Source organism: Mycobacterium sp. (genome assembly GCF_965277065.1).
Taxonomy (GTDB): domain Bacteria; phylum Actinomycetota; class Actinomycetes; order Mycobacteriales; family Mycobacteriaceae; genus Mycobacterium.
In genome coordinates this window covers 385,660-405,017 of the sequence record NZ_CBDIBT010000016.1, presented here as the reverse complement: position 1 = coordinate 405,017, position 19,358 = coordinate 385,660, and the positions used below count along the sequence as shown (strand labels likewise).

At 64.6% G+C, this 19,358-nt stretch carries 23 protein-coding genes; 8 read left to right on the top strand and 15 right to left on the bottom strand.

Features of this window, described 5'->3' with window-relative positions; all coding sequences use genetic code 11:
* Positions 1-65 precede the first annotated feature (65 nt).
* Entirely contained in the window at positions 66-680 is a 615-nt protein-coding gene (locus ACQY5A_RS07760) for a site-specific integrase (protein ID WP_428339793.1), read from the bottom strand.
* Positions 638-952 carry a hypothetical protein gene (locus tag ACQY5A_RS07755; RefSeq protein WP_428339792.1) on the bottom strand — a complete coding sequence of 105 codons (315 nt, stop codon included), beginning with the start codon at positions 950-952 and terminating at the stop codon, positions 638-640. Before ACQY5A_RS07755 ends, ACQY5A_RS07760 begins: the two co-directional genes overlap by 43 nt.
* A 554-nt stretch (positions 953-1,506) precedes the next feature.
* On the opposite strand from ACQY5A_RS07755, the gene ACQY5A_RS07750 reads away from it, so the two are divergent.
* The 3 genes from ACQY5A_RS07750 to ACQY5A_RS07740 all read left to right on the top strand — a co-directional run bounded on the left by ACQY5A_RS07750 (position 1,507) and on the right by ACQY5A_RS07740 (position 2,878).
* Positions 1,507-1,812, top strand: coding sequence for a P27 family phage terminase small subunit (locus ACQY5A_RS07750; protein ID WP_428339791.1), 306 nt, complete (start codon positions 1,507-1,509; stop codon positions 1,810-1,812).
* 11 nt (positions 1,813-1,823) lie between these two features.
* Positions 1,824-2,189: a hypothetical protein gene (locus tag ACQY5A_RS07745; RefSeq protein ID WP_428339790.1), complete on the top strand. Its 366-nt coding sequence runs from the start codon at positions 1,824-1,826 to the stop codon at positions 2,187-2,189.
* 128 nt (positions 2,190-2,317) lie between these two features.
* Positions 2,318-2,878: a hypothetical protein gene (locus tag ACQY5A_RS07740; RefSeq protein ID WP_428339789.1), complete on the top strand. Its 561-nt coding sequence runs from the start codon at positions 2,318-2,320 to the stop codon at positions 2,876-2,878.
* A gap of 636 nt (positions 2,879-3,514) precedes the next feature.
* Here ACQY5A_RS07740 and ACQY5A_RS07735 read toward each other — a convergent pair.
* Together ACQY5A_RS07735 and ACQY5A_RS07730 are read right to left on the bottom strand one after the other, a co-directional pair.
* The gene (locus ACQY5A_RS07735) at positions 3,515-3,838 is read right to left on the bottom strand and encodes a hypothetical protein (protein ID WP_428339788.1); all 324 of its coding nucleotides are present in this window, start codon (positions 3,836-3,838) and stop codon (positions 3,515-3,517) included.
* Between the two features lie 159 nt (positions 3,839-3,997).
* Positions 3,998-4,351, bottom strand: a complete 354-nt coding sequence (locus ACQY5A_RS07730; RefSeq protein ID WP_428339787.1) for a hypothetical protein — start codon at positions 4,349-4,351, stop codon at positions 3,998-4,000.
* A 1,175-nt stretch (positions 4,352-5,526) separates the two neighbouring features.
* Between ACQY5A_RS07730 and ACQY5A_RS07725 the strand changes: the two genes are divergently transcribed.
* Complete coding sequence (locus tag ACQY5A_RS07725; protein WP_428339786.1) at positions 5,527-5,922, top strand: hypothetical protein; 396 nt, start codon at positions 5,527-5,529, stop codon at positions 5,920-5,922.
* On the top strand, positions 5,915-6,607 hold the full coding sequence (locus tag ACQY5A_RS07720) for an RES family NAD+ phosphorylase (protein ID WP_428339785.1): 693 nt from the start codon (positions 5,915-5,917) through the stop codon (positions 6,605-6,607). Before ACQY5A_RS07725 ends, ACQY5A_RS07720 begins: the two co-directional genes overlap by 8 nt.
* Before the next feature lie 183 nt (positions 6,608-6,790).
* On the opposite strand, the gene ACQY5A_RS07715 is transcribed toward ACQY5A_RS07720, so the two are convergent.
* From ACQY5A_RS07715 to cwsA, 3 genes are all read right to left on the bottom strand, one after another.
* Complete coding sequence (locus tag ACQY5A_RS07715) at positions 6,791-7,330, bottom strand: hypothetical protein (RefSeq protein ID WP_428339784.1); 540 nt, start codon at positions 7,328-7,330, stop codon at positions 6,791-6,793.
* Between the two features lie 147 nt (positions 7,331-7,477).
* Positions 7,478-7,717, bottom strand: coding sequence for a hypothetical protein (locus ACQY5A_RS07710; protein ID WP_428339783.1), 240 nt, complete (start codon positions 7,715-7,717; stop codon positions 7,478-7,480).
* A gap of 7 nt (positions 7,718-7,724) precedes the next feature.
* Positions 7,725-8,150 (bottom strand): cell wall synthesis protein CwsA, encoded by a 426-nt coding sequence (cwsA, locus tag ACQY5A_RS07705; RefSeq protein WP_428339781.1) that lies wholly within the window; start codon positions 8,148-8,150, stop codon positions 7,725-7,727.
* An 88-nt stretch (positions 8,151-8,238) separates the two neighbouring features.
* Here cwsA and ACQY5A_RS07700 point away from each other — a divergent pair, with 88 nt between their 5' ends.
* Entirely contained in the window at positions 8,239-8,787 is a 549-nt protein-coding gene (locus tag ACQY5A_RS07700; protein WP_428339780.1) for a peptidylprolyl isomerase, read from the top strand.
* 42 nt (positions 8,788-8,829) lie between these two features.
* Here the strand turns inward: ACQY5A_RS07700 and ACQY5A_RS07695 are convergent, their stop codons facing one another.
* Both ACQY5A_RS07695 and crgA read right to left on the bottom strand, forming a co-directional pair.
* Positions 8,830-9,246 (bottom strand): PH domain-containing protein, encoded by a 417-nt coding sequence (locus ACQY5A_RS07695; RefSeq protein ID WP_428339779.1) that lies wholly within the window; start codon positions 9,244-9,246, stop codon positions 8,830-8,832.
* Positions 9,247-9,400: 154 nt separating this feature from the next.
* Positions 9,401-9,682, bottom strand: coding sequence for a cell division protein CrgA (gene crgA / locus ACQY5A_RS07690; protein ID WP_428339778.1), 282 nt, complete (start codon positions 9,680-9,682; stop codon positions 9,401-9,403).
* 88 nt (positions 9,683-9,770) lie between these two features.
* Between crgA and ACQY5A_RS07685 the strand changes: the two genes are divergently transcribed.
* Positions 9,771-10,553, top strand: coding sequence for a DUF881 domain-containing protein (locus ACQY5A_RS07685; protein ID WP_428339777.1), 783 nt, complete (start codon positions 9,771-9,773; stop codon positions 10,551-10,553).
* Between the two features lie 35 nt (positions 10,554-10,588).
* Positions 10,589-11,281 (top strand): aminodeoxychorismate/anthranilate synthase component II, encoded by a 693-nt coding sequence (locus ACQY5A_RS07680; RefSeq protein ID WP_428339776.1) that lies wholly within the window; start codon positions 10,589-10,591, stop codon positions 11,279-11,281.
* Here ACQY5A_RS07680 and pknB read toward each other — a convergent pair.
* Genes pknB through ACQY5A_RS07650 form a run of 6 tightly spaced genes read right to left on the bottom strand, consistent with a single transcriptional unit; the run spans position 11,259 to position 19,266 of the window.
* Complete coding sequence (pknB, locus tag ACQY5A_RS07675; RefSeq protein WP_428339775.1) at positions 11,259-13,139, bottom strand: Stk1 family PASTA domain-containing Ser/Thr kinase; 1,881 nt, start codon at positions 13,137-13,139, stop codon at positions 11,259-11,261. The two genes, ACQY5A_RS07680 and pknB, sit on opposite strands and share 23 nt — an antisense overlap.
* Positions 13,136-14,446, bottom strand: coding sequence for a serine/threonine-protein kinase (locus tag ACQY5A_RS07670; RefSeq protein WP_428339774.1), 1,311 nt, complete (start codon positions 14,444-14,446; stop codon positions 13,136-13,138). Before ACQY5A_RS07670 ends, pknB begins: the two co-directional genes overlap by 4 nt.
* Positions 14,443-15,924 (bottom strand): D,D-transpeptidase PbpA, encoded by a 1,482-nt coding sequence (pbpA, locus tag ACQY5A_RS07665; RefSeq protein ID WP_428339773.1) that lies wholly within the window; start codon positions 15,922-15,924, stop codon positions 14,443-14,445. The genes ACQY5A_RS07670 and pbpA overlap by 4 nt, the downstream gene beginning before the upstream one ends.
* Positions 15,921-17,330 (bottom strand): FtsW/RodA/SpoVE family cell cycle protein, encoded by a 1,410-nt coding sequence (locus ACQY5A_RS07660; RefSeq protein WP_428339772.1) that lies wholly within the window; start codon positions 17,328-17,330, stop codon positions 15,921-15,923. Before ACQY5A_RS07660 ends, pbpA begins: the two co-directional genes overlap by 4 nt.
* Positions 17,327-18,802: a protein phosphatase 2C domain-containing protein gene (locus ACQY5A_RS07655; RefSeq protein ID WP_428339771.1), complete on the bottom strand. Its 1,476-nt coding sequence runs from the start codon at positions 18,800-18,802 to the stop codon at positions 17,327-17,329. Before ACQY5A_RS07655 ends, ACQY5A_RS07660 begins: the two co-directional genes overlap by 4 nt.
* Entirely contained in the window at positions 18,799-19,266 is a 468-nt protein-coding gene (locus tag ACQY5A_RS07650) for an FHA domain-containing protein FhaB/FipA (RefSeq protein ID WP_428339770.1), read from the bottom strand. Before ACQY5A_RS07650 ends, ACQY5A_RS07655 begins: the two co-directional genes overlap by 4 nt.
* Positions 19,267-19,358: the final 92 nt, after the last annotated feature.

Genomic DNA, 19,358 nt, shown 5'->3' with positions numbered 1-19,358 from the left:
TAGGGTTTTAAACCTAAGTATGGGTTACGCGCTCTGGCTGACCACATTTTGACCACAATCGCGAGTTAAAAGCGCGTGATGGCCACTCCGACAGCCTCGACGTCGGACCCGTAGAGGTGCCCGTAGCGGTCCAAAGTGAGCCCCGCGGACGCATGGCCGAGCATGTTCTGCAGCACCTTGATGTTGGCTCCGGCTTGGATCGCCAGCGACGCCGCGGTGTGCCGGAGCTCGTGCAACTTGAAGTCGTACACCACCAAGTCGCCCTCGGCGCGAGGGAACAGCTCGGCGGCCTTAACAGCCTGCGACCACCAGCGGCGCCGGACATTCGTCCCTCGCATCCAGCCTCCCGACGTATCCGGAAAGACCAGGGCGTCGCCATCCCCGGGTGTTAGGAGCTGAGCGACGAATGCCGGCAGCGACACAGTGCGCGCTTTCCCGCCTTTGGGCGACCCGACCACAAAGGTGTTGTCTACCAGCGTCACCGAATGCGATACCCGCACGCTCAGTTTGTCCAGGTTGATGTCTCGCCAACGCAGTTCGGCTACTTCTCCAAACCGAAAACCACAGGTTCCCAGGACGTACACCAGGGGCCGGTGCTGGTCGGCAGCGTCGGCCAGGGCATGCAGTTGCTCGAGCGTCAAGAACCGTTGCTCCACGGTGTTGATCGCGGGCAGTTCCACGCCCTCGACCGGATTGCCATCAGCCGGTTGTCGTCGACTGCCATCGCCAGCACCTGGCGCAGGACCCCGACCGTTTTATGCACTGACGCCGGCGCCAGATCCACACCCAGGTCGGCGACCCATTCACGGACGAAGCGACGACTGATATCCCCAAGAGCCATGGGGGCGTACTTCGAGAGCGCCGTGTCCAAAACCACCTGATAGCGGGCACGCGTCGAAGGCTTCAGCTTGTGCTTCGAGTCCAGCAGCCATCCGGCACGAAGGTGGCACACCGCCCCAAGGTGGCACCAAATACCCCGAAGGTGGCGGAGGTGGCACCCAATATGTTGTGCCGCCTAGCACGCCACCTTCCACGAATTTGCCACCTTCGGCGGACAGTTCAACAGCGCCAAACACGGCGCCAGAACACCGCACCCCGATGCCCCACACCCGTCACCTCACCGCCGTTCCCCCCGCGCCGAAACAGAAGCGTTCCGACCACTTCACTGGGCTGATCGGGCAGGGACGCTGTCCCATCTGCCGCTGGCACGTGGAGAAGATGGGCGGCCACGCCGACACCTGACAGCAAACGAATCAGCCTGACAAACCCAACCACCGCAGGAGTGACGCATGACCACCAATCCGATCGCCGACGACGACCGACCGCAGGTCAGGGGGGGTGTTGAGAGGCTGACACTAGGACCCATCCCGACCCAGCCAGTCGAGTGCATCCCGCCGTCGGTGTGCGTAATTAATTCTGGATGGCAAGGGCAAGTGCGTTGAAATGAGGAAGTCTGCTGACCGGGTCTTCGATCCTCCGCGTCCGCCGGACTCGGTTGCTCGCTCGGTGTGGGACCGGCAGTCGCAGAGGCTGTTCCGGGATGGGCGCTGGCACAACATCGATCCAGACCTCTTGTGTCTGTTTTGTGAGACGACTGCGCTCTATCTTCGCATCAAGAGTGATGTTGATGAGCGGGGAATCCTCGTTCCCGGTCGTGGTGACGTGGTGGTGCGGCATCCGGGCTTGACGCCGATGGCGCAGGCGCGGGCCGATCTGGTGCGGATTGCGAAGGCTATTCCGCTGGCTTCGCCAGCCGCGCTGGCGGATGGATTCGGCGCCGAGGTGGATCGACTTCCGGCGGAGATCCGATGAAGGGTTCCTACGTGACCGTCGAGCAATATGCGGCGCAGATTTGGGATTGGGCCTCGTTCGACCGGGAAAATCGCCGGCATAGAGGTATGGCACCGGTTGATCCGAACGTGGTCTTTACGTCCTCCCGCGTCGCGGCGGCGTGGGAGCGCCTCCGTTGGGACATCCACGCGAAGGGTGCGTCGCTCGGTGACCGTAGCCGGCTGGATGAGCTGACTGTTGTGCTGCAGAAGCTGTCGACGGCACTCGGGTTTGAGGGCACGATTGATCCCGACGACTGGCTGCCAGATGATCCGGGCACATATCTGGCGGGCCGCGGGCCGCGCAACGAGCTCGCCCCGTGGTTTGAACACTGCAGCTATGCCCCGAGAGAAGCATGATGACGACCCCTGGCTGCGGGGGCCGTAAACCGATGCGCCGCAATAGCACTGCCCCAACAAGCATGACAGTCACTGCATCTGATGTGATTACGGCTCGGTTGTGAGCTGGCGACGGCATACTGAGGCTCATGCTTCTTCGGTTGGCGATGCAGCCTTTTTGGGTGCGGGCCCTGGTGTACGGCGCCTCCTTCGGCGTGTTGTATGGGCTTTTCTCGCTTACGGACGGCTTACAGACCGTCCCGTCGGCTGTTGTCTCGACTCTTTTCACGAGCGTCGTGTACGGCACTGTTATGGCTTTTGCGGTTCGGTCTGTGCATACCGAGATGACCGAGGCAGTTGCCGGGCTCGACGCGGGGGGACGCTCGAAGGCTTTGGCTGCGGTTAGTGATGGTGTTGTCCCTGCTGATGCCGCGGTGCGGAATGCGGCGATCCGAATTGGGAACGCTTACCTGAGGCAAAAGACCGGTGCACAGCTGAAGCGGGAGGAGTGGTGGATTTGGCTGGCGATGCTGTTTTTTGTCGGTATAGCTATTTGGTTGGCGGCGATGAGCAGCAGCGTATGCGGGGCTGCTGTCGGGGTGGTGGTGGTGCTGTTGGGCTTGATTGTGTTTCCACTCGGGGTGGTTCACCGGCGGAAGATACAATGCAACGTCGCGCTGCTCACCCAAGGTGCGGATTCAACCCACTGAACCCTCGGCCATCAATTCTTCCGCTAGGTGTGCCGCTGTTCGTCTTCGTATACTGACACCGGTCCTCGGTCGCGGAGCCGGCAGTCCTGTCCCGGCTGCGGCGCGTAAAGGGTTGCGCCACAATGACACCGCCACTCCATATGGCGATCACCGCAGCTGCACCAGACCGCAGCAACTTTCCAGCCGGGATCGCTGTAGGCGTGGCCGTCAGGGCAGCAGGTCGGTGGCACCACGACCCAGCCGCGCTCGGTGGGCACGAGGTCGCCCGCGAAGTTGTTTGGGAAGTCGTCGTGCGGTTCCGCCACGGCGACGTTCTACCTCGACCCACCGACATGCCGCCGCCGCGTCTTCGCCGTTGTAGGGATCGAAGCGGTTTGCCATTCTAGTGTTGGACCAGGCTCCGTCATCAAAGTGCTTTGTCACGACTTTGACGAAAGCGTCACGTTTCTTGAACACATCGTCTTGGAGCCGAACCATTTCATCATAGCCGTCCACATCATGTTCGGTCTCTGAGCCTGAGTTGGTGATTGGCGCCAGATAATTGATCCTGCGCGTGGGACGCGTCAAGATAAACTTTGATCGACTGCGTGTAGTCATCGAATTCGGGTGTGGCATCTGGGGGCAGCGTCAAGTGAGCTACTTGGGCGGCTGCCTGATAGTCCAAGCTGCTTGGTCAGCCTCTGCATTGTCCTTGAGTACGTTTTCCCGTGGTTCTTTGATATAAACGTCGTAGCACAAAACTCCCATCGCAGTTGTAAGCAACCGGGCAGCTTTGAGATAATCCACCGTCGCCGCGAAGCTGCGGTCCTCAATGGCCCGTTTACGGGCATCCTTTGACGCCCTTGTCTCTTGCGAGTTCTTTTGGATGTTCGCCAAAAAAGTTACTCCGCCACCGACTATAGCGCCGAGCAATGTCGACACTCCGGGCCAGATAATCTGGAAAATTCCACCGTCTGCCATGGGCCAATCATTTCACGCCTTCGGGATAACAACAGGTGATTGATCTGCTCCTCGGAAGCGGTCAGGTATGTAAATCGGGCCGCCCTGGAGAGTAAGGCGGCCCGATCACTTACTTGGACGTCGACTACAGCTATCTAGTTCCCGGCCCTTCCCAGCTAATTAATGGCAGCTTCGGAACTCGTCGATCACATCACCTAGAAACACCAGCGCATCGGCGCCGACGGCGACGGATACGGCTGCCCACGGCAGGATGACGGCGAGCGCGATTGCGGCTGTGAGCAGGACCAGGGTTTGTACCAACTGGACCCACTCTTCGCGCCTGGCCGGGGTTCCCGTCTCAGACACCCGGAGTTGCCGGACAGCGGCCAGCAGCGGCGTGCCGAGGGTGATCGCGAGCATCACCACTGCTTCTCGCGATTGATCTTGGTGGGCCACCCAGACGGCGATGCCGGCCAGGGCCAGTACCAACAGGCGCGGAAGGATACGTACCCTTGCGCGCGGATATAGACTCATACTTGAACTCCTGTCGTTTCTTAGCAGTGCGGTGGGGTTCGAGTAGACGGCCCGTGTTCGCGCACGGGTCGTTTCTCGTCTACTCGGTCGTGCGTATCCCTTTCTCTCCCTTTCTCCTCTACTCGGTTTGTGCGTATATCTGAGTTTAAGGTGTTTTCGGACCCTGTCACTGCACGTATTTTTTCCGACAGCGCGGGGTCTCCGGGAGGGCGGCGTGACCCGGCGAGCAGCGGCTTCGTCTTTCCGGCTGAGACAGCTCCGCACGCTAACTCGCGGCAACTGCAGAGCATTGACCTGCGCGAATACCTTCACATTTGCCGGGTCGTTGTCCATGAACAAGGTCGGCGACCCGAGATCTCTGCGGCCAATTATCGCCGAAATACTGCAGGTCGCGTAACGCAGCCGATCAGCGTGGTTTTGAGGTCGATCACGGTGATCTGGGCCTGCTCCGGAGTGATCAGCCATCTGCTTCTTCTCCTTTTCTCCTTTGTGCCAGCGCCCCTGGGGGAGGAGCGGTCTCGAGAGTGTAAGCGGTTTTTGGTAGCTGTCACTTAGGTGTTTTCCCGCATCGGGTTAGGCGCCAGAGGTCAACTGATTAGCCGCGGTCGACCAGGGGATTCGCGGGAGACACACGGCAAAGCGAACGCTCCGCCCCGGGAGAGCCGCGGCGGATGAGCTTTGTCCCACACCGCGGCCGCCAGCGGAAGGTTGTCGGGCCGAGCGCCCCACGGATGCGGACGTTAATAGGGTCCGAAGTGTGTCGTCTGCATGCCGATGTCCATGCAAGCAACGTACTCGCGGGGCCGACCAAACCGACCGCACTGACCTCCCCGGTGTTTGCTAGCCAACTTCGATAACGCTGCATACGACACGCCTCTGACCTGCCTGAACAGGCAATGTCGGTCCTGCTGGGTAGGCTCGCAGCGACTCGCCCTGTTCAAAAGGAGCGAGCCTACCCAGCAGGAACCGAAACTTCGTTTCGGCCCGGATTGCTGGAGCATCTGCTGGGCGCGTTCAAAAGCCAAAATCCGGGGTATATGTCACGATGTGGTCGTAAGGTGATCGTAATTACGTCGGAAGTGAGGCGGAATCTCTGGCGGAAGTCGTTCGTTTCACTATCGTGGGCAGTATCGAAGCTGGCCCGGGCCAGCCAGACAGAAGGGTAGATGAGTGGAATGACGGACAGGAATGTGCTTGGCGCCGAGACCAGGAGCGCAGCCGAGGACAGTTCCCACAAGCGAAGCGTGGAGCTGCGATTCGGGGACATCGTGGCGTTCTTGCAGAGCGAGATCGGACCGCATCTCACCGCATACATCGCGGATAAGGCACCAAGCACCGTGGCTCGGTGGAGTAGGTCTGAGCAGCACCCGGGGGATAAAGAGGAGCGACGACTGCGCGAGACCTACCGGATCTACCAACTGATCACCCAGGCTGATTCAAACCATGTAGCTAGGGCGTGGCTCATGGGGTTGAACCCACAACTCGACGATCAAGCACCAGCCGACGTCTTGAGGGAAGACAGGTTGCGGGACGCCCTAGTCGCAGCGAAGGCCTTTCGAGTAGGTGGCTGACGATCCGATAGAACCAAGTTCACCCGGTGCCGTCACTGTGACGCCGCCGGGTGAACTCTGGCGTATCGCGACGACCGATAACTCGTTGCGGTTCGCCCAGATCAGCCCCATCACCGCCGCGGGGCCGCACGGCAATCGCTACGACGTCCCAGGCGGCGGTGTGCTGTATGCGAGCACGGATGTGCGCGGTTGCTTCGCAGAAACCCTTGCTCGCTACCGGGTGAAACTTGGCTCCCCGGTTGCGATCGCAGCAGCTAAGGACACCGGTTTCATGCCCCCCGGCAGCATTCCTGCAAGTTGGCGGGAAGCCCGGCGCAAGTACAAGCTCACCACGCCCGCCCCGTTGCCATTCCTCGATATCGAGCATGAGGACACACGAAGCGTTCTAGAGCGGGAGATGCCACTGGCGTTGGCTCGCTTTCACGTGGAGAACCTCGACATTCCGACTATCCGCGGATCTGATCGACGGCTCACTCGAGCGTTCGCTGAATGGGCATATACGCGCACCGGTACCGACGGCCGCCCCCTGTACTCCGGGATTAGATACGTTTCCAAGCACGGGGATTACGAATGCTGGGCGATCTTCGATGGAACGAACGCGGAGCTCCTCGAAGCGGAGTCAATTGAGAAATCGGACCCAGAATTGGTCGCGGTTGCGAACGTCTTCAATCTCACGATCCACTGAAGCTCTGGCCGTGGCCACGCACTGGCCACAATCTGACCACAGTTACAGGTAACTACTGTGAACAACAGTGATGTGTTTCTGCGGGCCAGCTACGCTGAAAACCATTGACCTGCGGCTAGATTCGCCTTTGCAAGGCAGATGTCAGGAGTTCGAATCTCCTAGGCTCCACAAGCCGAATCGCGGTCAGAACGCCACTGCCGCACCGATGAGGAACTCCTGCAGGGCGATGGTGAAATAGTCGCCGCCGAGGAGATCGGCGTAGGTCGCGTCGACGTAATCGCCGCTGGCGAGGAATCCCGACGCCGACTGCAGAGTTTGCACCGTGGTGTTGAAGAAACCCTCGGCGTCGGCCACACCGGACGTGAAATCGGGTGGAACCCCGAAGTTGAAGGCGAGGCTGCCGTCGATGGGATTGCCCGTCAGCGCCTCCACCGTGCCCAGCAGCAGGTTGTCCGGCGCGCCCAGGACGTCGTCATCGAGGCCATAGAAAAGCTCTGCCAGACCGGGGGCGAAGTCCCCGCTGACGTTGAAGTACGAATCAGCGAGCGTGAAGGCGGTCTGGCCGGCCGCATAGTCTCCGTCGACGGCGGCGAGGATGTCGGAGAAGTCGTCGGCACGCGCGGTCGGCGCGGTGGCCGCCGACAGTGTGGCCGCCAGCCCGAAGGCGACGGCCGCCGTGCCGAAACCGATCCACATTCCGGTGCGTGATCTGCTGCTGCGCATGGGAGGTTCCAATCTCGAAGGTAGGACACCAGCGCGTCTAGATTGCCCGGCAGAACGCGTACACACATGGGGCAAATTGCCTATGTTTGGGGATTTCGGCGCGGAACCCCTTCATCTGCAGCGCGATTCGCCTGGGTCAGGCAGATGTCAGGAGCCTGAGTCTCCGGGGTTCCACTCGTCGCCACCCTCGCCGTCATCGGCCCAGTAGGTCACGTCGTACCACCGCCGCGACCGCTCGTAGCCGTCGGTCTCGGTGGCGCTCTCCATCCGCACGTCGCACAGGTGCGAGTTGTCCAGCCGGATGAACCCCTCCAGCTCGGTGTCGCGTGCCTCGCCGGTCAGGGTGCCGTCGGCCAGCGCCCTGCCCTCGTAGCGTCGCCAGCCCACGGGTTCCTCAGGGCCGGTGGTCGACGTCCACGCTGGGCGGCAGCGGCGACGGCTCGGGCTCCGATGAGCGGCGGATGATCGAGAACGCGGCCCCGCCGGCCGCCAGCACCACCACCGCGGCCCCAGCCAGCACCCATGGCCGCGGCTTGCGGCGTTGCGAGCGACGGGCCTGGGCGAGGGCCTCAGGCAGGCCGGTCACCACTTCCTGCGCGGCGGCCAGCTCGTGGACCAGTGCCTCCTGGGCCTGCTGGATGTCGCGGGCCAGCCGGCCCGCCTGATAGCGCTTACGCAGACTCGCGGCGCCGGCCTGGGCGGAGTGCACACCGAGACCGACCACACCACGTGTCACGTCCACCGGACCGACCGCCGTGTAGGTCAGACCGCGGCTCAGCCGCTCCCGCGGGGTCAGCCGGATGTGGTTCTCAGCGCCCATTTCTCGCCCTTTCGCAACACTGCCCCGGGAATACGTTCAGACTGCCACACGGGCTACCGGCACCGGATGTCTGGCGGGGCGGACGGTGATGGCAGACTGTGATCCCGTGACTACCAGCCCGATTCAGACCGCCACTGCCACGCTGCACACCAACCGCGGCGACATCAAGATCGCGTTGTTCGGAAACCACGCCCCCAAGACCGTCGCCAACTTCGTGGGCCTGGCCCAAGGCACCAAGGAGTACTCGACCGAGAACGCCTCCGGTGGCAGCTCCGGCCCGTTCTACGACGGAGTGATCTTCCACCGGGTGATCAGCGGCTTCATGATCCAGGGCGGCGACCCGACCGGCACCGGCCGCGGCGATGCGGGCTACAAGTTCGCCGACGAGTTCCACCCCGAGTTGCAGTTCGACAAGCCCTACCTGCTGGCGATGGCGAACGCAGGACCGGGCACCAACGGCTCGCAGTTCTTCATCACCGTGGGCAAGACGCCGCACCTGAACCGCAAGCACACCATCTTCGGTGAGGTCGTCGATGCAAACTCCCAAGGTGTTGTGGACGCCATCGCCACCACGGCTACCGGCCCGGGCGACCGTCCCTCCGACCCGGTCGTGATCGAGTCGATCACCATCTCTTAGTGCTGCAACCCTGGCAGCAGGTTCGCGGATGCGAATGCTGACTCAGGTACCCGCGTAACCGCGCGCGGTCAGCGCGTCGAGCACGTTCAGCGGGTCGGTGCCGAGATCCCATCGGGACAAGACGAACAGCCGGCCGTCGTGGGCGTCGATCTCGAGCAGGCGCATCTTGCGCCCGATCCGGCGGAACTCGGTGATCCGGATGATCTTGATGTCGGGTCGCCGCAGGCGCTGAGTCCGCAACCAGCCCCCGATCTGCAGGCCGTCCTCGGTGATTGCCAGCTTCGGCCGCGCGCGCCACGTCCCGGCCGCAAACACGATTAATCCGGCCGCGGCTATCCCCAGCAAAAGACGCCCCGGGGCGTCTGTGCCAACGGTCACACATGCGGTAGCCATCACAACGCCGACGAGTCCACACGCTGCGTTTCCGATGACGGACGGCGCCCATTGTGTTTGCTGCACGAGGCTCCTCACAGGGTCTACCACTAACGATGCGGTTATCCACAGGCGCTATGCACAATGGGGATGAACTACACGCGTGTGATCTACTCTCTCACCGGTTGCTGGCTCAGCAACCCCGCAGAGCGAACACGGGTGCGCCAGCGAGCGGCTCGACCTACCGCCACCGCATCGTGAGCAACAGACCGCTGATCATGAAGGCAAACGCGACGGCGTAATTCCACGGCCCCAGCTCCGCCATCCAGTTCAGCACCGAGGGCGCGTCGGGGCCCGTGGCCGCCAACTGGAACACCATCAGCCAGATCAGACCGATCAGCATCAAACCGCAGAACAGCACCACGAACCACACGCTTGATGGGCCGGCCTTGACCTTGACCGGGGTGCGGCTCACCGTTTTCGCCGCGAAGTCAGTCTTCTTGCGGACTTTGGATTTGGGCATTTCTACCTCGGGTATAACTCGGAGCTACGGTAGGCAGAGCAGGGCAACGACGAGCGTAACGCACTCAGCAGCAGCGGATGGAGAGCCGATGGCCAGACGGATCACCCGGCTGTCCTCCGGCCGCGGCGGCGACCGGGCGAAACCGTCCCCGTGGCGAGTGGGTGTCCCGGTGGTGTGTCTGCTGGCAGGTCTGATGATCGGTGCGACGCACGGGGTGTCCCGCGGTGGGGAGATCCGGCGCAGCGACGCACCCCGGCTTGTCGACCTGGTCCGCAGCGAACAATCCGCCGTCGACCGGCTGGCCGGCGAGCGGGACCGGCTGGCCGACACCATCGACTCCAGCCACGGCCGGTCCGCCAACGTGGCGCTGACGGCGATGTTGCGCCGGTCGGCGGAGCTGGCCGGTGAAGCGGGGCTGGAACCAGCGCACGGACCGGGGCTGACCGTCACGCTCAACGACGCACAGCGTGACGCCAACGGCCGCTTCCCCCGCGACGCCTCCCCCGACGACCTGGTCGTGCATCAGCAGGACATCCAGGCCGTCCTCAACGCGTTGTGGAGCGCCGGCGCGGAAGCCATCCAGATGCAGGACCAGCGGATCATCGGCACGTCGGTGGCCCGCTGCGTGGGCAACACGCTGCTGCTCAACGGCCGGACCTACAGCCCGCCGTACACGATCACCGCGATCGGCGACGCCACGGCCATGCAGTCCGCACTGGCCGGGGCTCCCTTGGTGATCCTCTACAAGCAATACGTGGTGCGGTTCGGACTCGGCTACGCCGACCACGCCGTCGCCGACGCCCACGTGGTGGGTCACAACGAGCCGCTGCGGATGCACTTCGCGCAGCCTGCCGGCCCGATCACTTACTGAGCTCACCTGCAGTTAGGGACCGGTAACCTGACACGATGCAGATCTTGGTCGTCGACAACTACGACAGCTTCGTCTTCAACCTGGTGCAATACCTCGGCCAGTTGGGTGTCGAGGCAACCGTGTGGCGCAACGACGATCCGCGGCTGTCCGACCGCGCAGCAATCGCCGCCGAGGTGGACGGGATCCTGCTGAGCCCCGGCCCGGGAACCCCGGAGCGCGCGGGCGCATCGATCGACCTGGTGCGGGCCTGTGCCGCAGCGCATACCCCGCTGCTCGGGGTCTGCCTCGGCCACCAAGCCATCGGGGTGGCGTTCGGTGCCACCGTCGACCGGGCGCCCGAACTCCTGCACGGCAAGACCAGTAGCGTGTATCACACGAATAGCGATGTGCTGCAAGGACTTCCCGATCCCTTCACCGCGACCCGGTATCACTCGCTGACGATCATGCCCGAGACGTTGCCCGCCGAGTTGGAGGTGACCGCCCACACCGAAAGCGGTGTGATCATGGGCGTTCGGCACGCCGAGCTACCGATTCACGGTGTCCAGTTCCACCCCGAGTCGATCCTCACCGAGGGCGGGCACCGGATGCTGGCCAACTGGCTGGTCGACTGCGGACAGGTCCGCGATGACGGCTTGGTGCGCAAGCTGGAAAGCGAACTGGTGGACAGCCTGGCCTCGGTGCGGCACTCCGCCGAGAACTCGCGGGCTATTGACCGAACTTCAGCGTGATGCTGCCGTCCCGGTTGGCACCCTGACCCGCGCTCGGGCTCTGGAACACCACCCGGTTGTGCTGCGACCCGCCCGCGTCGACGTCGGAACCCTTCACCAGGATCCCGGTCCAGCCCAGCGCGCGTAGTTGCGGCTCAGCTTCGGTCCACACCAGGCCCGACAGGTCCGGCATGATGAATTGGTTGCCCTTGGAGACCTGCAGTTCGATGATCGTGTCGACCGGTACGTTGGCTCCCGCAGGCGGATTGGTGCCGATGACGTCGCCGGCCGGCCGCGGGCTGTCCACCGGCGCCTGGCTGAACTTGCTGAAGCCGTAGACCGTGAGGTTCTTCTGCGCCGAGTCGGCGTTCTGCCCGCCGACATCGGGAACTTGCTTGCTCGACGGACCGGACCCGACGATCACGGCGATCTCGTTGGTGACCGCCGATGTCTGATTGGCCGGCGGGTTGGTGCCGATGACTTTGTCTTTGGTCTCCGGTGTCGACGGTGAGTTCACCTGCTTGAAGCGGTTGAATCCGGCGGCCTTGAGTTTCTTGACCGCCGCTGAATAGCTCAACGAGGAGACGTCGGGCACCTCGCGCTGCTCGGGGCCGGTGGACACGTTGACCGTGATCAGTTCGCCCGCACCGACTTTGGTGTCAGCACCCGGATCGGTGCCGATGACGTGGTCCGGCGGGACGGTCGAATCGGGCTTCTGCTGGGTGCGGGTTTTGAAGCCGTGGTTCTGCAGCGCGGCGATCGCATCGGCGGACGCCTGATTGCGGACGTCGGGCACCTGCACGTTGCGCATGCCGCCGCCGAGGGTGTTGATCAGGACCGTGACGGCGACGGTCAGCACGGCCAGCACTGCGACGGCGATCACCCAGCGGCTCAGCGACCCGGGATTGCGCGGGCGGTTGAAGTCGAGTTGCTGACGAGGCAGCGGATTGGTCTGCGATCCAGACGAATCCGACGAATGCGGGGCGGTCATCAGCGACGAGCGCTCGGCTTCGGTGAAGACCTTGGGCGCCTCGGGTGGCTCCCCGTTGTGCACCCGCACCAGGTCGGTGCGCATCTCGGCGGCGGTCTGGTAGCGGTTTTCCGGGTTCTTCGCGAGCGCCTTGAGCACGACGGCGTCCAGGTCGCCGGAGATGCCCTCGTAGCGCCGCGACGGCGGAACCGGGTCTTCGCGGACATGCTGGTAGGCCACCGCGACCGGCGAATCACCGACGAAAGGCGGTTCGCCAGTGAGCATTTCGTAGAGCACACAGCCCAGCGAGTAGACGTCGGAGCGGGCGTCGACGCTGTCGCCGCGGGCCTGCTCGGGCGAAAGATATTGCGCGGTACCGATGACCGCGGCGGTTTGGGTGACGCTGTTACCGCTGTCGGACAGCGCCCGCGCGATTCCGAAGTCCATCACCTTGACCGCGTTGGTGTGGGAGATCATGATGTTGGCCGGCTTGACGTCGCGATGGATGATGCCGTGCTGGTGCGAGAAGTTCAGTGCCTGGCAGGCGTCGGCGATGACCTCGATGGCCCTTGTCGGCGTCATCGGTCCGTCGGTGTGGACGATGTCGCGCAGGGTCACCCCGTTGACGTACTCCATGACGATGTAGGGCAGCGGGCCGGCGGTCGTCTCGGCCTCGCCGGTGTCGTAGACCGCGACGATCGCCGGATGGTTGAGCGCGGCGGCGTTCTGCGCCTCCCGGCGGAACCGCAAGTAGAAGCTGGGGTCGCGGGCCAGATCGGCGCGCAGCACCTTGACCGCCACGTCCCGGTGTAACCGGACATCACGAGCCAGGTGGACCTCGGACATGCCACCGAAGCCGAGGATTTCACCAAGTTCATAGCGGTCGGACAGGTGCTGCGGGGTCGTCATCGCGGTTTCTCGTGTTGGGACGCCATCGCGCACGAGAAGGTCAGCGCGGACGCCCGCCTGGGTGTGGGCAGGATGCATTGCCCTCTAGAATTACCTGCGTCCCCCCGATACGTCCAATTAGTTGGATGCGCCGGAGCCGACTCTGACTTGCTGGGGGGTGCGCCGGTGTCGGTCACGGTAGGTGCGGATGGTTGCTGCTGCGAATTGTTGCCGTGCGAGTTCATCACGATGAGAATCGCGATGATGATCGCCAGCGCACCCAGTACTCCGGCGGCCCACAGCAGCGCGCGCTGACCGGACGAGAAGGTGCGCCGTGGCGGCGAGGTGCGGTGACCGCCGGTAGTCGGTCGCGTGCGACGCGCGGCGGGCGCTCGGGTGGTGGCCGCGGCGGCGGCCCGGGTCTGCGACCCCGACGGGATGGCGGCCGGGGTGGCGCGGGCTCCCCCGGCGCCCTGATTGGGCCGCGGCGGGCGGCGGCCGGCGCGAACGGCGGCGACCGCGTCGGCGAAGGGTCCCCCGCTGCGGTAGCGCATGCCCGGGTTCTTGACCAGGGTGATCTCGATCAGCTCGCGCACGTTCGGCGGCAAGTCGGACGGCAGCGGTGGCGGGGCTTCTTTTATGTGCTTCATCGCCACGGTTAGGGCGCCGTCGCCGGTGAACGGCCGCTTACCCGAAACCGCTTCGTAGCCAACAACTCCCAGTGCATACACATCGCTCGAGGGCGTCGCGTCGTGGCCCAGCGCCTGCTCGGGGGCGATGTACTGGGCAGTGCCCATCACCATGCCGGTCTGGGTCACCGGCGCGGCGTCGACGGCCTTGGCGATACCGAAATCGGTGATCTTTACCTGGCCGGTCGGGGTGATCAGGATGTTTCCCGGCTTGACGTCCCGGTGCACCAAACCGGCAGCGTGCGCGACCTGCAGCGCGCGGCCGGTCTGCTCGAGCATGTCCAGCGTGTGCCGTAGCGAGAGCCGTCCGGTCCGCTTGAGCACCGAGTTCAGCGGCTCACCGTTGACCAGCTCCATCACCAAGTAGGCGGTGCGGCCTTCGCCGTCCATCTGCGTCTCGCCGTAGTCGTGCACGCTGGCGATTCCAGGGTGATTGAGCATGGCCGTCGTGCGCGCCTCGACTCGGAAACGCTCGATGAACTCGGAGTCTTCCGAGAATTCAGCCTTGAGGACCTTGACCGCGACCCGTCGGCCCAGCCGACTGTCGACGGCCTCCCACACCTGCCCCATGCCGCCGGTGGCAATCAGTCGCTGCAGCCGGTAACGGCCAGACAGCGTCACACCTACTCGCGGGCTCATGGTCCTCCCTGCAGCGCGGCCTCGATGACGGCGCGCCCGATCGGTGCGGCAAGCGCACCTCCGGTCGCCGATGGACTGCCGCCGTCTGCCGTTCCCTCTACGAGCACCGCAACGGCGACCTTCGGAGCCTTCGCGGGCGCAAACGCGATGTACCACGCGTGCGGCGGCGTGTGGCGCGGGTCGGGGCCGTGCTCTGCCGTGCCAGTTTTGGATGCGATCTGCACGCCGGGGATCGCCCCTTTCTGCTGTGTCATATTCTCGGCGCCGACCATCAACTCAGTCAGCTTAGCCGCGACCTGCGGGGACACCGCACGGCGCTGTTGGTGCGGCGCGGTCGTGCTGATGTTAGCCAGGTCAGGTCCCTGCAGGCCGTCGACCAGGTAGGGCTGCATGCTGATGCCGGCATTGGCGATGGTAGCCGCAACGACCGCATTCTCCAGCGGCGTCAAGGCGACATCCTTCTGCCCGATGCTGGACATGCCCAGCGCCGCGGCGTCCGGAATCGGGCCGACAGTGGACTCGGCGACCTGCAGCGGCGTCGGCTCGGGCACCAGGTCCAGGCCGAACGACTGGGCCATGCCGCGCAGCGCGTCGGTGCCGGTCAGCAGGCCTAGCTGCACAAACGCGGTGTTGCAGGACCGCGCGAATGCCTCACGCAGCGTGACGGTTTCGGCGGGGACGCACGGCGTCCCGCCGTAGTTCTCCAGGCTGGCGGTGCTGTCCGGCAGCGGAATCGACGCCGCCGCGGTGAGCTCGTCGTCCTCGGTCATGCCGTTCTGCAGCGCGGCCGCGGTGGTGATCACCTTGAATGTCGAGCCCGGCGGATAGGTCTGGGATATCGCGCGGTTGATCAAGGGCGAGTGCGGATCGTCGCGAAGTTGCTGCCACGTCTTGGCCTGCTGCTCCGGGTCGTGCGAGGCAAGCAGATTGGCATCGAACGACGGCGAGGACACCATCGCCAGGATCTTCCCGGTCGACGGCTCCAGCGCCACGACCGCGCCGCGGCACGGCCCGTTGCAGCCCTGCTGCATGGCGTCCCAGCCGGCCTGCTGGATCCGCGGGCTGATGGTGGTGTCCACGGTGCCACCGCGCGGGTCGCGGCCGGTGAAGAAGTCGGCCAGCCGCCGGCCGAATAGCCGCTGGTCGGACCCGTTGAGCAACGGATCCTCGGCCCGCTCCAGGCCGGAACTGGAGTACCGCAGTGAATAGAACCCGGTCACCGGCGCGTAGACCGCGGCGTTGGGATACACCCGCAGGAAACGGAATCGGCTGTCGGTGGCCACCGAATACGCCAGCAGCTGGCCGCCGGCGGTGATCTGACCGCGCTGCCGGGAGTACTCGTCGAACAGCACGCGCTGGTTGCGCGGGTCTGACCGCAGCCCATCGGCCGTGAACACTTGGGTGAGGGTGGCGTTGAGCAGCAGCAGCACGATCAGCGCCATCACGGTCACTGAGATCCGGCGTAGAGAGGTGTTCATACCCGCTCGATTACCTCGGTGTTGGCACCGGCGATCGGCGACGTGTTACGTGCCGTCGAGCGGAACGGACGGCGGGCGGCGTGGGAGATGCGCACCAGGATGGCCAGCAGCACATAGTTGGCCAGCAACGACGAACCGCCGTAAGACATCCACGGTGTGGTCAGCCCGGTCAGCGGAATGAGGTTGGTGACGCCGCCGACGACGATGAACAGCTGGATCGCCAGGGTGGAGGCCAGCCCCGCGGCGAGCAGTTTGCCGAAGCTGTCGCGCACGGCGATCGCGGTGCGCATCCCGCGGACGATCACGATCGTGTAGAGCATCAGAATGCCCGCCAGACCCACTAATCCAAGCTCCTCCCCGAACGCAGCGGAGATGAAATCCGTTGCGGCCGCGGGCACCGTGTCCGGCTGCCCGTTGCCCAGCCCGGTGCCGAACACTCCCCCGGTGGCGAAGCTGAACAACGACTGCACGATCTGGTAGCCGGCGCCGTCCGGATCGGCGAACGGATCCAGCCAGGTCTGCACCCGGACCCGGACGTGACCGAACGCGAAGTACGCCAGCACGCTGCCGAGCGCGAACAACGCCAGCCCGAGTACCACCCAGCTGAACCGTTGAGTGGCCAGGTAGACGACCACGAGGAAGGACGCGTACAGCAAAAGCGAAGTGCCCAAGTCCTTTTCAAAGACCATCACGGCTATCGACGCGGTCCATGCGCCCAGCAGCGGGGCGAGGTCGCGGGGGCGGGGCAGGTCCATCCCCAGCACATGCTTGCCCGCGCTCGTGAACAGTCCGCGTTTGGCGACCAGGACGGCCGAGAAGAAAATCAACAACAAGATCTTCGAGAACTCTGCGGGCTGAATCGAGAAGCCCGGCAACCGAATCCAGATCTTGGCGCCGTTCTGCTCGGACAGCGATTTCGGCAGCAGACCCGGGATGGCCAGGATGATCAGACCGGTCAGGCCGCATACGTAGCCGTAGCGCGCGAGTTGGCGGTGGTCCTTGAGCAAGATCACCACCGCGGAGAAAGCGCCGACGCCGACCAGCGTCCAGAGGATCTGCGGGTTGGTGACGGCGCGGCCACTCCCCTCGGCCAGCCGCTCGTCGAGATCGAGCCGATGGATCATCACCAGACCCAGTCCGTTGAGCAGTGCCACAATCGGCAACAGCAGCGGATCCGCATATGGCGCATAGCGTCTGATCGCCAGATGCGCGACGGCGAACACCGCAAGGAAGCCGGCGGTATAACTGAACAGCTGCCAGCTGAGCCCACGTTCCTGGTTGGCCTGCACGATGGCGAACGCCGCGGCGGTGATCACTGTCGCGAAACACAGCAGCGCCAGCTCGGCATTGCGCCGGTTTGGCAACGAGGGTGTGACAGTGACGGGCGCCTGCGGCTGCGTCGTCATTCCGGAGTCCGGCAGTCGGTGCCCGGCTGGGGTGGCGGCGGGGATAGTGCTGTGACGGTGGGCGCGGCCGGTGCCGTCGGCACCGCGGGCGAGGTGCTCGCCGAAGGCTCTTGCGCGACGGAGGTTTCCGCGCCCGGCGCGGGTGCGGCCGACGGCACGGGCGTCGGGGTGGGGGCCGGCGACTGGGCGCGCGCCAGCGGGCACAGCGGCAGCAGCGATTCGGTAGCCAGCCTGCGCAGTTGGGCGTTGGCTTGCTCCAGCGTTCCGACTGGAAGCCCGGCGGCGACCTGCGCGCGGGCCGACTCGGCCAGATCGGAGGGCTTCATCGGTCGGCAGTCGTGATTGGCGGCGGCGGTGCCGTAGCGGTTCACCGACAGCTGGTTGAGACTGTTCAGGCAACCTTGCGAATACGGTTGGTGCAGCGGCACACCCAGGATGGACACCTGCACGCCCTGCATGATCGACACCGCGCCGCTGTAGTCGGTGACGTAGTAGTAGCTGCGGATCACCGTGCGGCCGACGGCCAGCGCCGCAAGCACCAGCAAGGTGCTCAGCGCGACGCCGATCAGCAGGCGACGTCGCGACCGCGGTGCGGGCGGCGCCGAATCCATCTGCGTCGGAACACGTTTGGTGACTTCTTTCCGCGGAGTGAACGCCGAGGCGCGTCCGGCGGAGGTGTTCGGCCGGGTCAGTTGATCGTGAACGCCGGAGTCGCCGGACACCGCGCCCGCGATGATCGGCTGGGTGGGGCCGTAGTCGTTGTCGACGACGTCGGCCACCACCACGGTCACATTGTCGGGGCCGCCGCCGCGCAGCGCCAGCTCGATCAGCCGGTCGGCGCTGTCGGTGACGTCGGGAATCTTCAGGGCATCCTGAATAGTCTCGTCGCTCACCGGGTCGGAAAGCCCATCGGAGCAAAGCAGATAACGGTCGCCGAGGCGGACCTCGCGCATGGTCAGCGTCGGCTCGACCTCGTGACCGGTCAGCGCCCGCATGATCAGCGACCGCTGCGGGTGGCTGTGGGCCTCTTCCTTGGTGATGCGGCCGTCGTCGACCAGCGTCTGGACGAACGTATCGTCCTTGGTGATCTGGGTGAGCTCGCCGTCGCGCATCAGGTAGCCCCGCGAGTCGCCGACGTGCGCCATCCCAATCCGGTTGCCGGCGAACAGGATTGCGGTCAGTGTGGTGCCCATGCCCTCGAGGTCGGGCTCCATCTCGACCTGGGCGGCGATCGCCGAATTTCCGGAGTGGATCGCTGAATCGAGTTTGGCCAGTAGATCGCCGCCGGGCTCGTCGTCGTCGAGGTGGGCCAACGCGGCAATCACCAACTGCGACGCGACTTCACCGGCAGCGTGACCGCCCATGCCGTCGGCGAGCGCCAGCAAGCGCGCACCGGCGTACACCGAGTCTTCGTTGTTGGATCGAACCAAGCCGACATCGCTGCGCGCTGCGTAGCGCAAGACCAAAGTCACGGACGCAACTCAATCACTGTTTTGCCGACACTCACCGGCGTGCCAATGGGAACCCGTACCGCCGTCGTCACTTTCGCCCTGTCAAGGTATGTACCGTTGGTCGATCCTAGATCCTCGACGTACCATTCCGAGCCTCGCTGGGAAAGTCGCGCGTGCCGCGTCGAGGCGTAGTCGTCGTTGAGTACCAACGTAGAGTCGTCGGCCCGGCCGATCAGCACCGGCTGGCCGCTCAAGGTGATTCGCGCGCCGGACAATGCGCCCTCGGTGACAACGAGATAGCGTGCCGCGCCACCACGCTGCCGCGCCGGCAACAGCGTTCCGCGCAGCGTCAGACCGCGGCGCACCATGACAGCGCCGGTCGGCGCGTAGATGTCGGTGCGAAGGATCCGCAAGACCGACCAGATGAACAGCCACAGCAACATCAGGAAACCGGCGCGCGTCAGTTGCAGTACAAGTCCCTGCATCCGGCGTCCTCTCCGTCCTGGTGCCGCGTGCCCCATCTGCCCGGCTGTAGCAACGTCACGATACTTGGACGGTGGTCGACGCGGGCTGAAGC

What these genes read in the sequence shown, in the direction of transcription:
- ACQY5A_RS07740 (WP_428339789.1), top strand. Translation starts at nt 2,318, where the DNA reads ATGCTTCTTCGGTTGGCGATGCAGCCTTTTTGGGTGCGGGCCCTGGTG.
- ACQY5A_RS07735 (WP_428339788.1), bottom strand. Translation starts at nt 3,838, where the DNA reads ATGGCAGACGGTGGAATTTTCCAGATTATCTGGCCCGGAGTGTCGACA.
- ACQY5A_RS07730 (WP_428339787.1), bottom strand. Translation starts at nt 4,351, where the DNA reads ATGAGTCTATATCCGCGCGCAAGGGTACGTATCCTTCCGCGCCTGTTG.
- ACQY5A_RS07725 (WP_428339786.1), top strand. Translation starts at nt 5,527, where the DNA reads ATGACGGACAGGAATGTGCTTGGCGCCGAGACCAGGAGCGCAGCCGAG.
- ACQY5A_RS07715 (WP_428339784.1), bottom strand. Translation starts at nt 7,330, where the DNA reads ATGCGCAGCAGCAGATCACGCACCGGAATGTGGATCGGTTTCGGCACG.
- cwsA (WP_428339781.1), bottom strand. Translation starts at nt 8,150, where the DNA reads ATGGGCGCTGAGAACCACATCCGGCTGACCCCGCGGGAGCGGCTGAGC.
- ACQY5A_RS07700 (WP_428339780.1), top strand. Translation starts at nt 8,239, where the DNA reads ATGGCAGACTGTGATCCCGTGACTACCAGCCCGATTCAGACCGCCACT.
- crgA (WP_428339778.1), bottom strand. Translation starts at nt 9,682, where the DNA reads ATGCCCAAATCCAAAGTCCGCAAGAAGACTGACTTCGCGGCGAAAACG.
- ACQY5A_RS07685 (WP_428339777.1), top strand. Translation starts at nt 9,771, where the DNA reads ATGGCCAGACGGATCACCCGGCTGTCCTCCGGCCGCGGCGGCGACCGG.
- ACQY5A_RS07680 (WP_428339776.1), top strand. Translation starts at nt 10,589, where the DNA reads ATGCAGATCTTGGTCGTCGACAACTACGACAGCTTCGTCTTCAACCTG.
- pknB (WP_428339775.1), bottom strand. Translation starts at nt 13,139, where the DNA reads ATGACGACCCCGCAGCACCTGTCCGACCGCTATGAACTTGGTGAAATC.
- ACQY5A_RS07670 (WP_428339774.1), bottom strand. Translation starts at nt 14,446, where the DNA reads ATGAGCCCGCGAGTAGGTGTGACGCTGTCTGGCCGTTACCGGCTGCAG.
- pbpA (WP_428339773.1), bottom strand. Translation starts at nt 15,924, where the DNA reads ATGAACACCTCTCTACGCCGGATCTCAGTGACCGTGATGGCGCTGATC.
- ACQY5A_RS07660 (WP_428339772.1), bottom strand. Translation starts at nt 17,330, where the DNA reads ATGACGACGCAGCCGCAGGCGCCCGTCACTGTCACACCCTCGTTGCCA.
- ACQY5A_RS07650 (WP_428339770.1), bottom strand. Translation starts at nt 19,266, where the DNA reads ATGCAGGGACTTGTACTGCAACTGACGCGCGCCGGTTTCCTGATGTTG.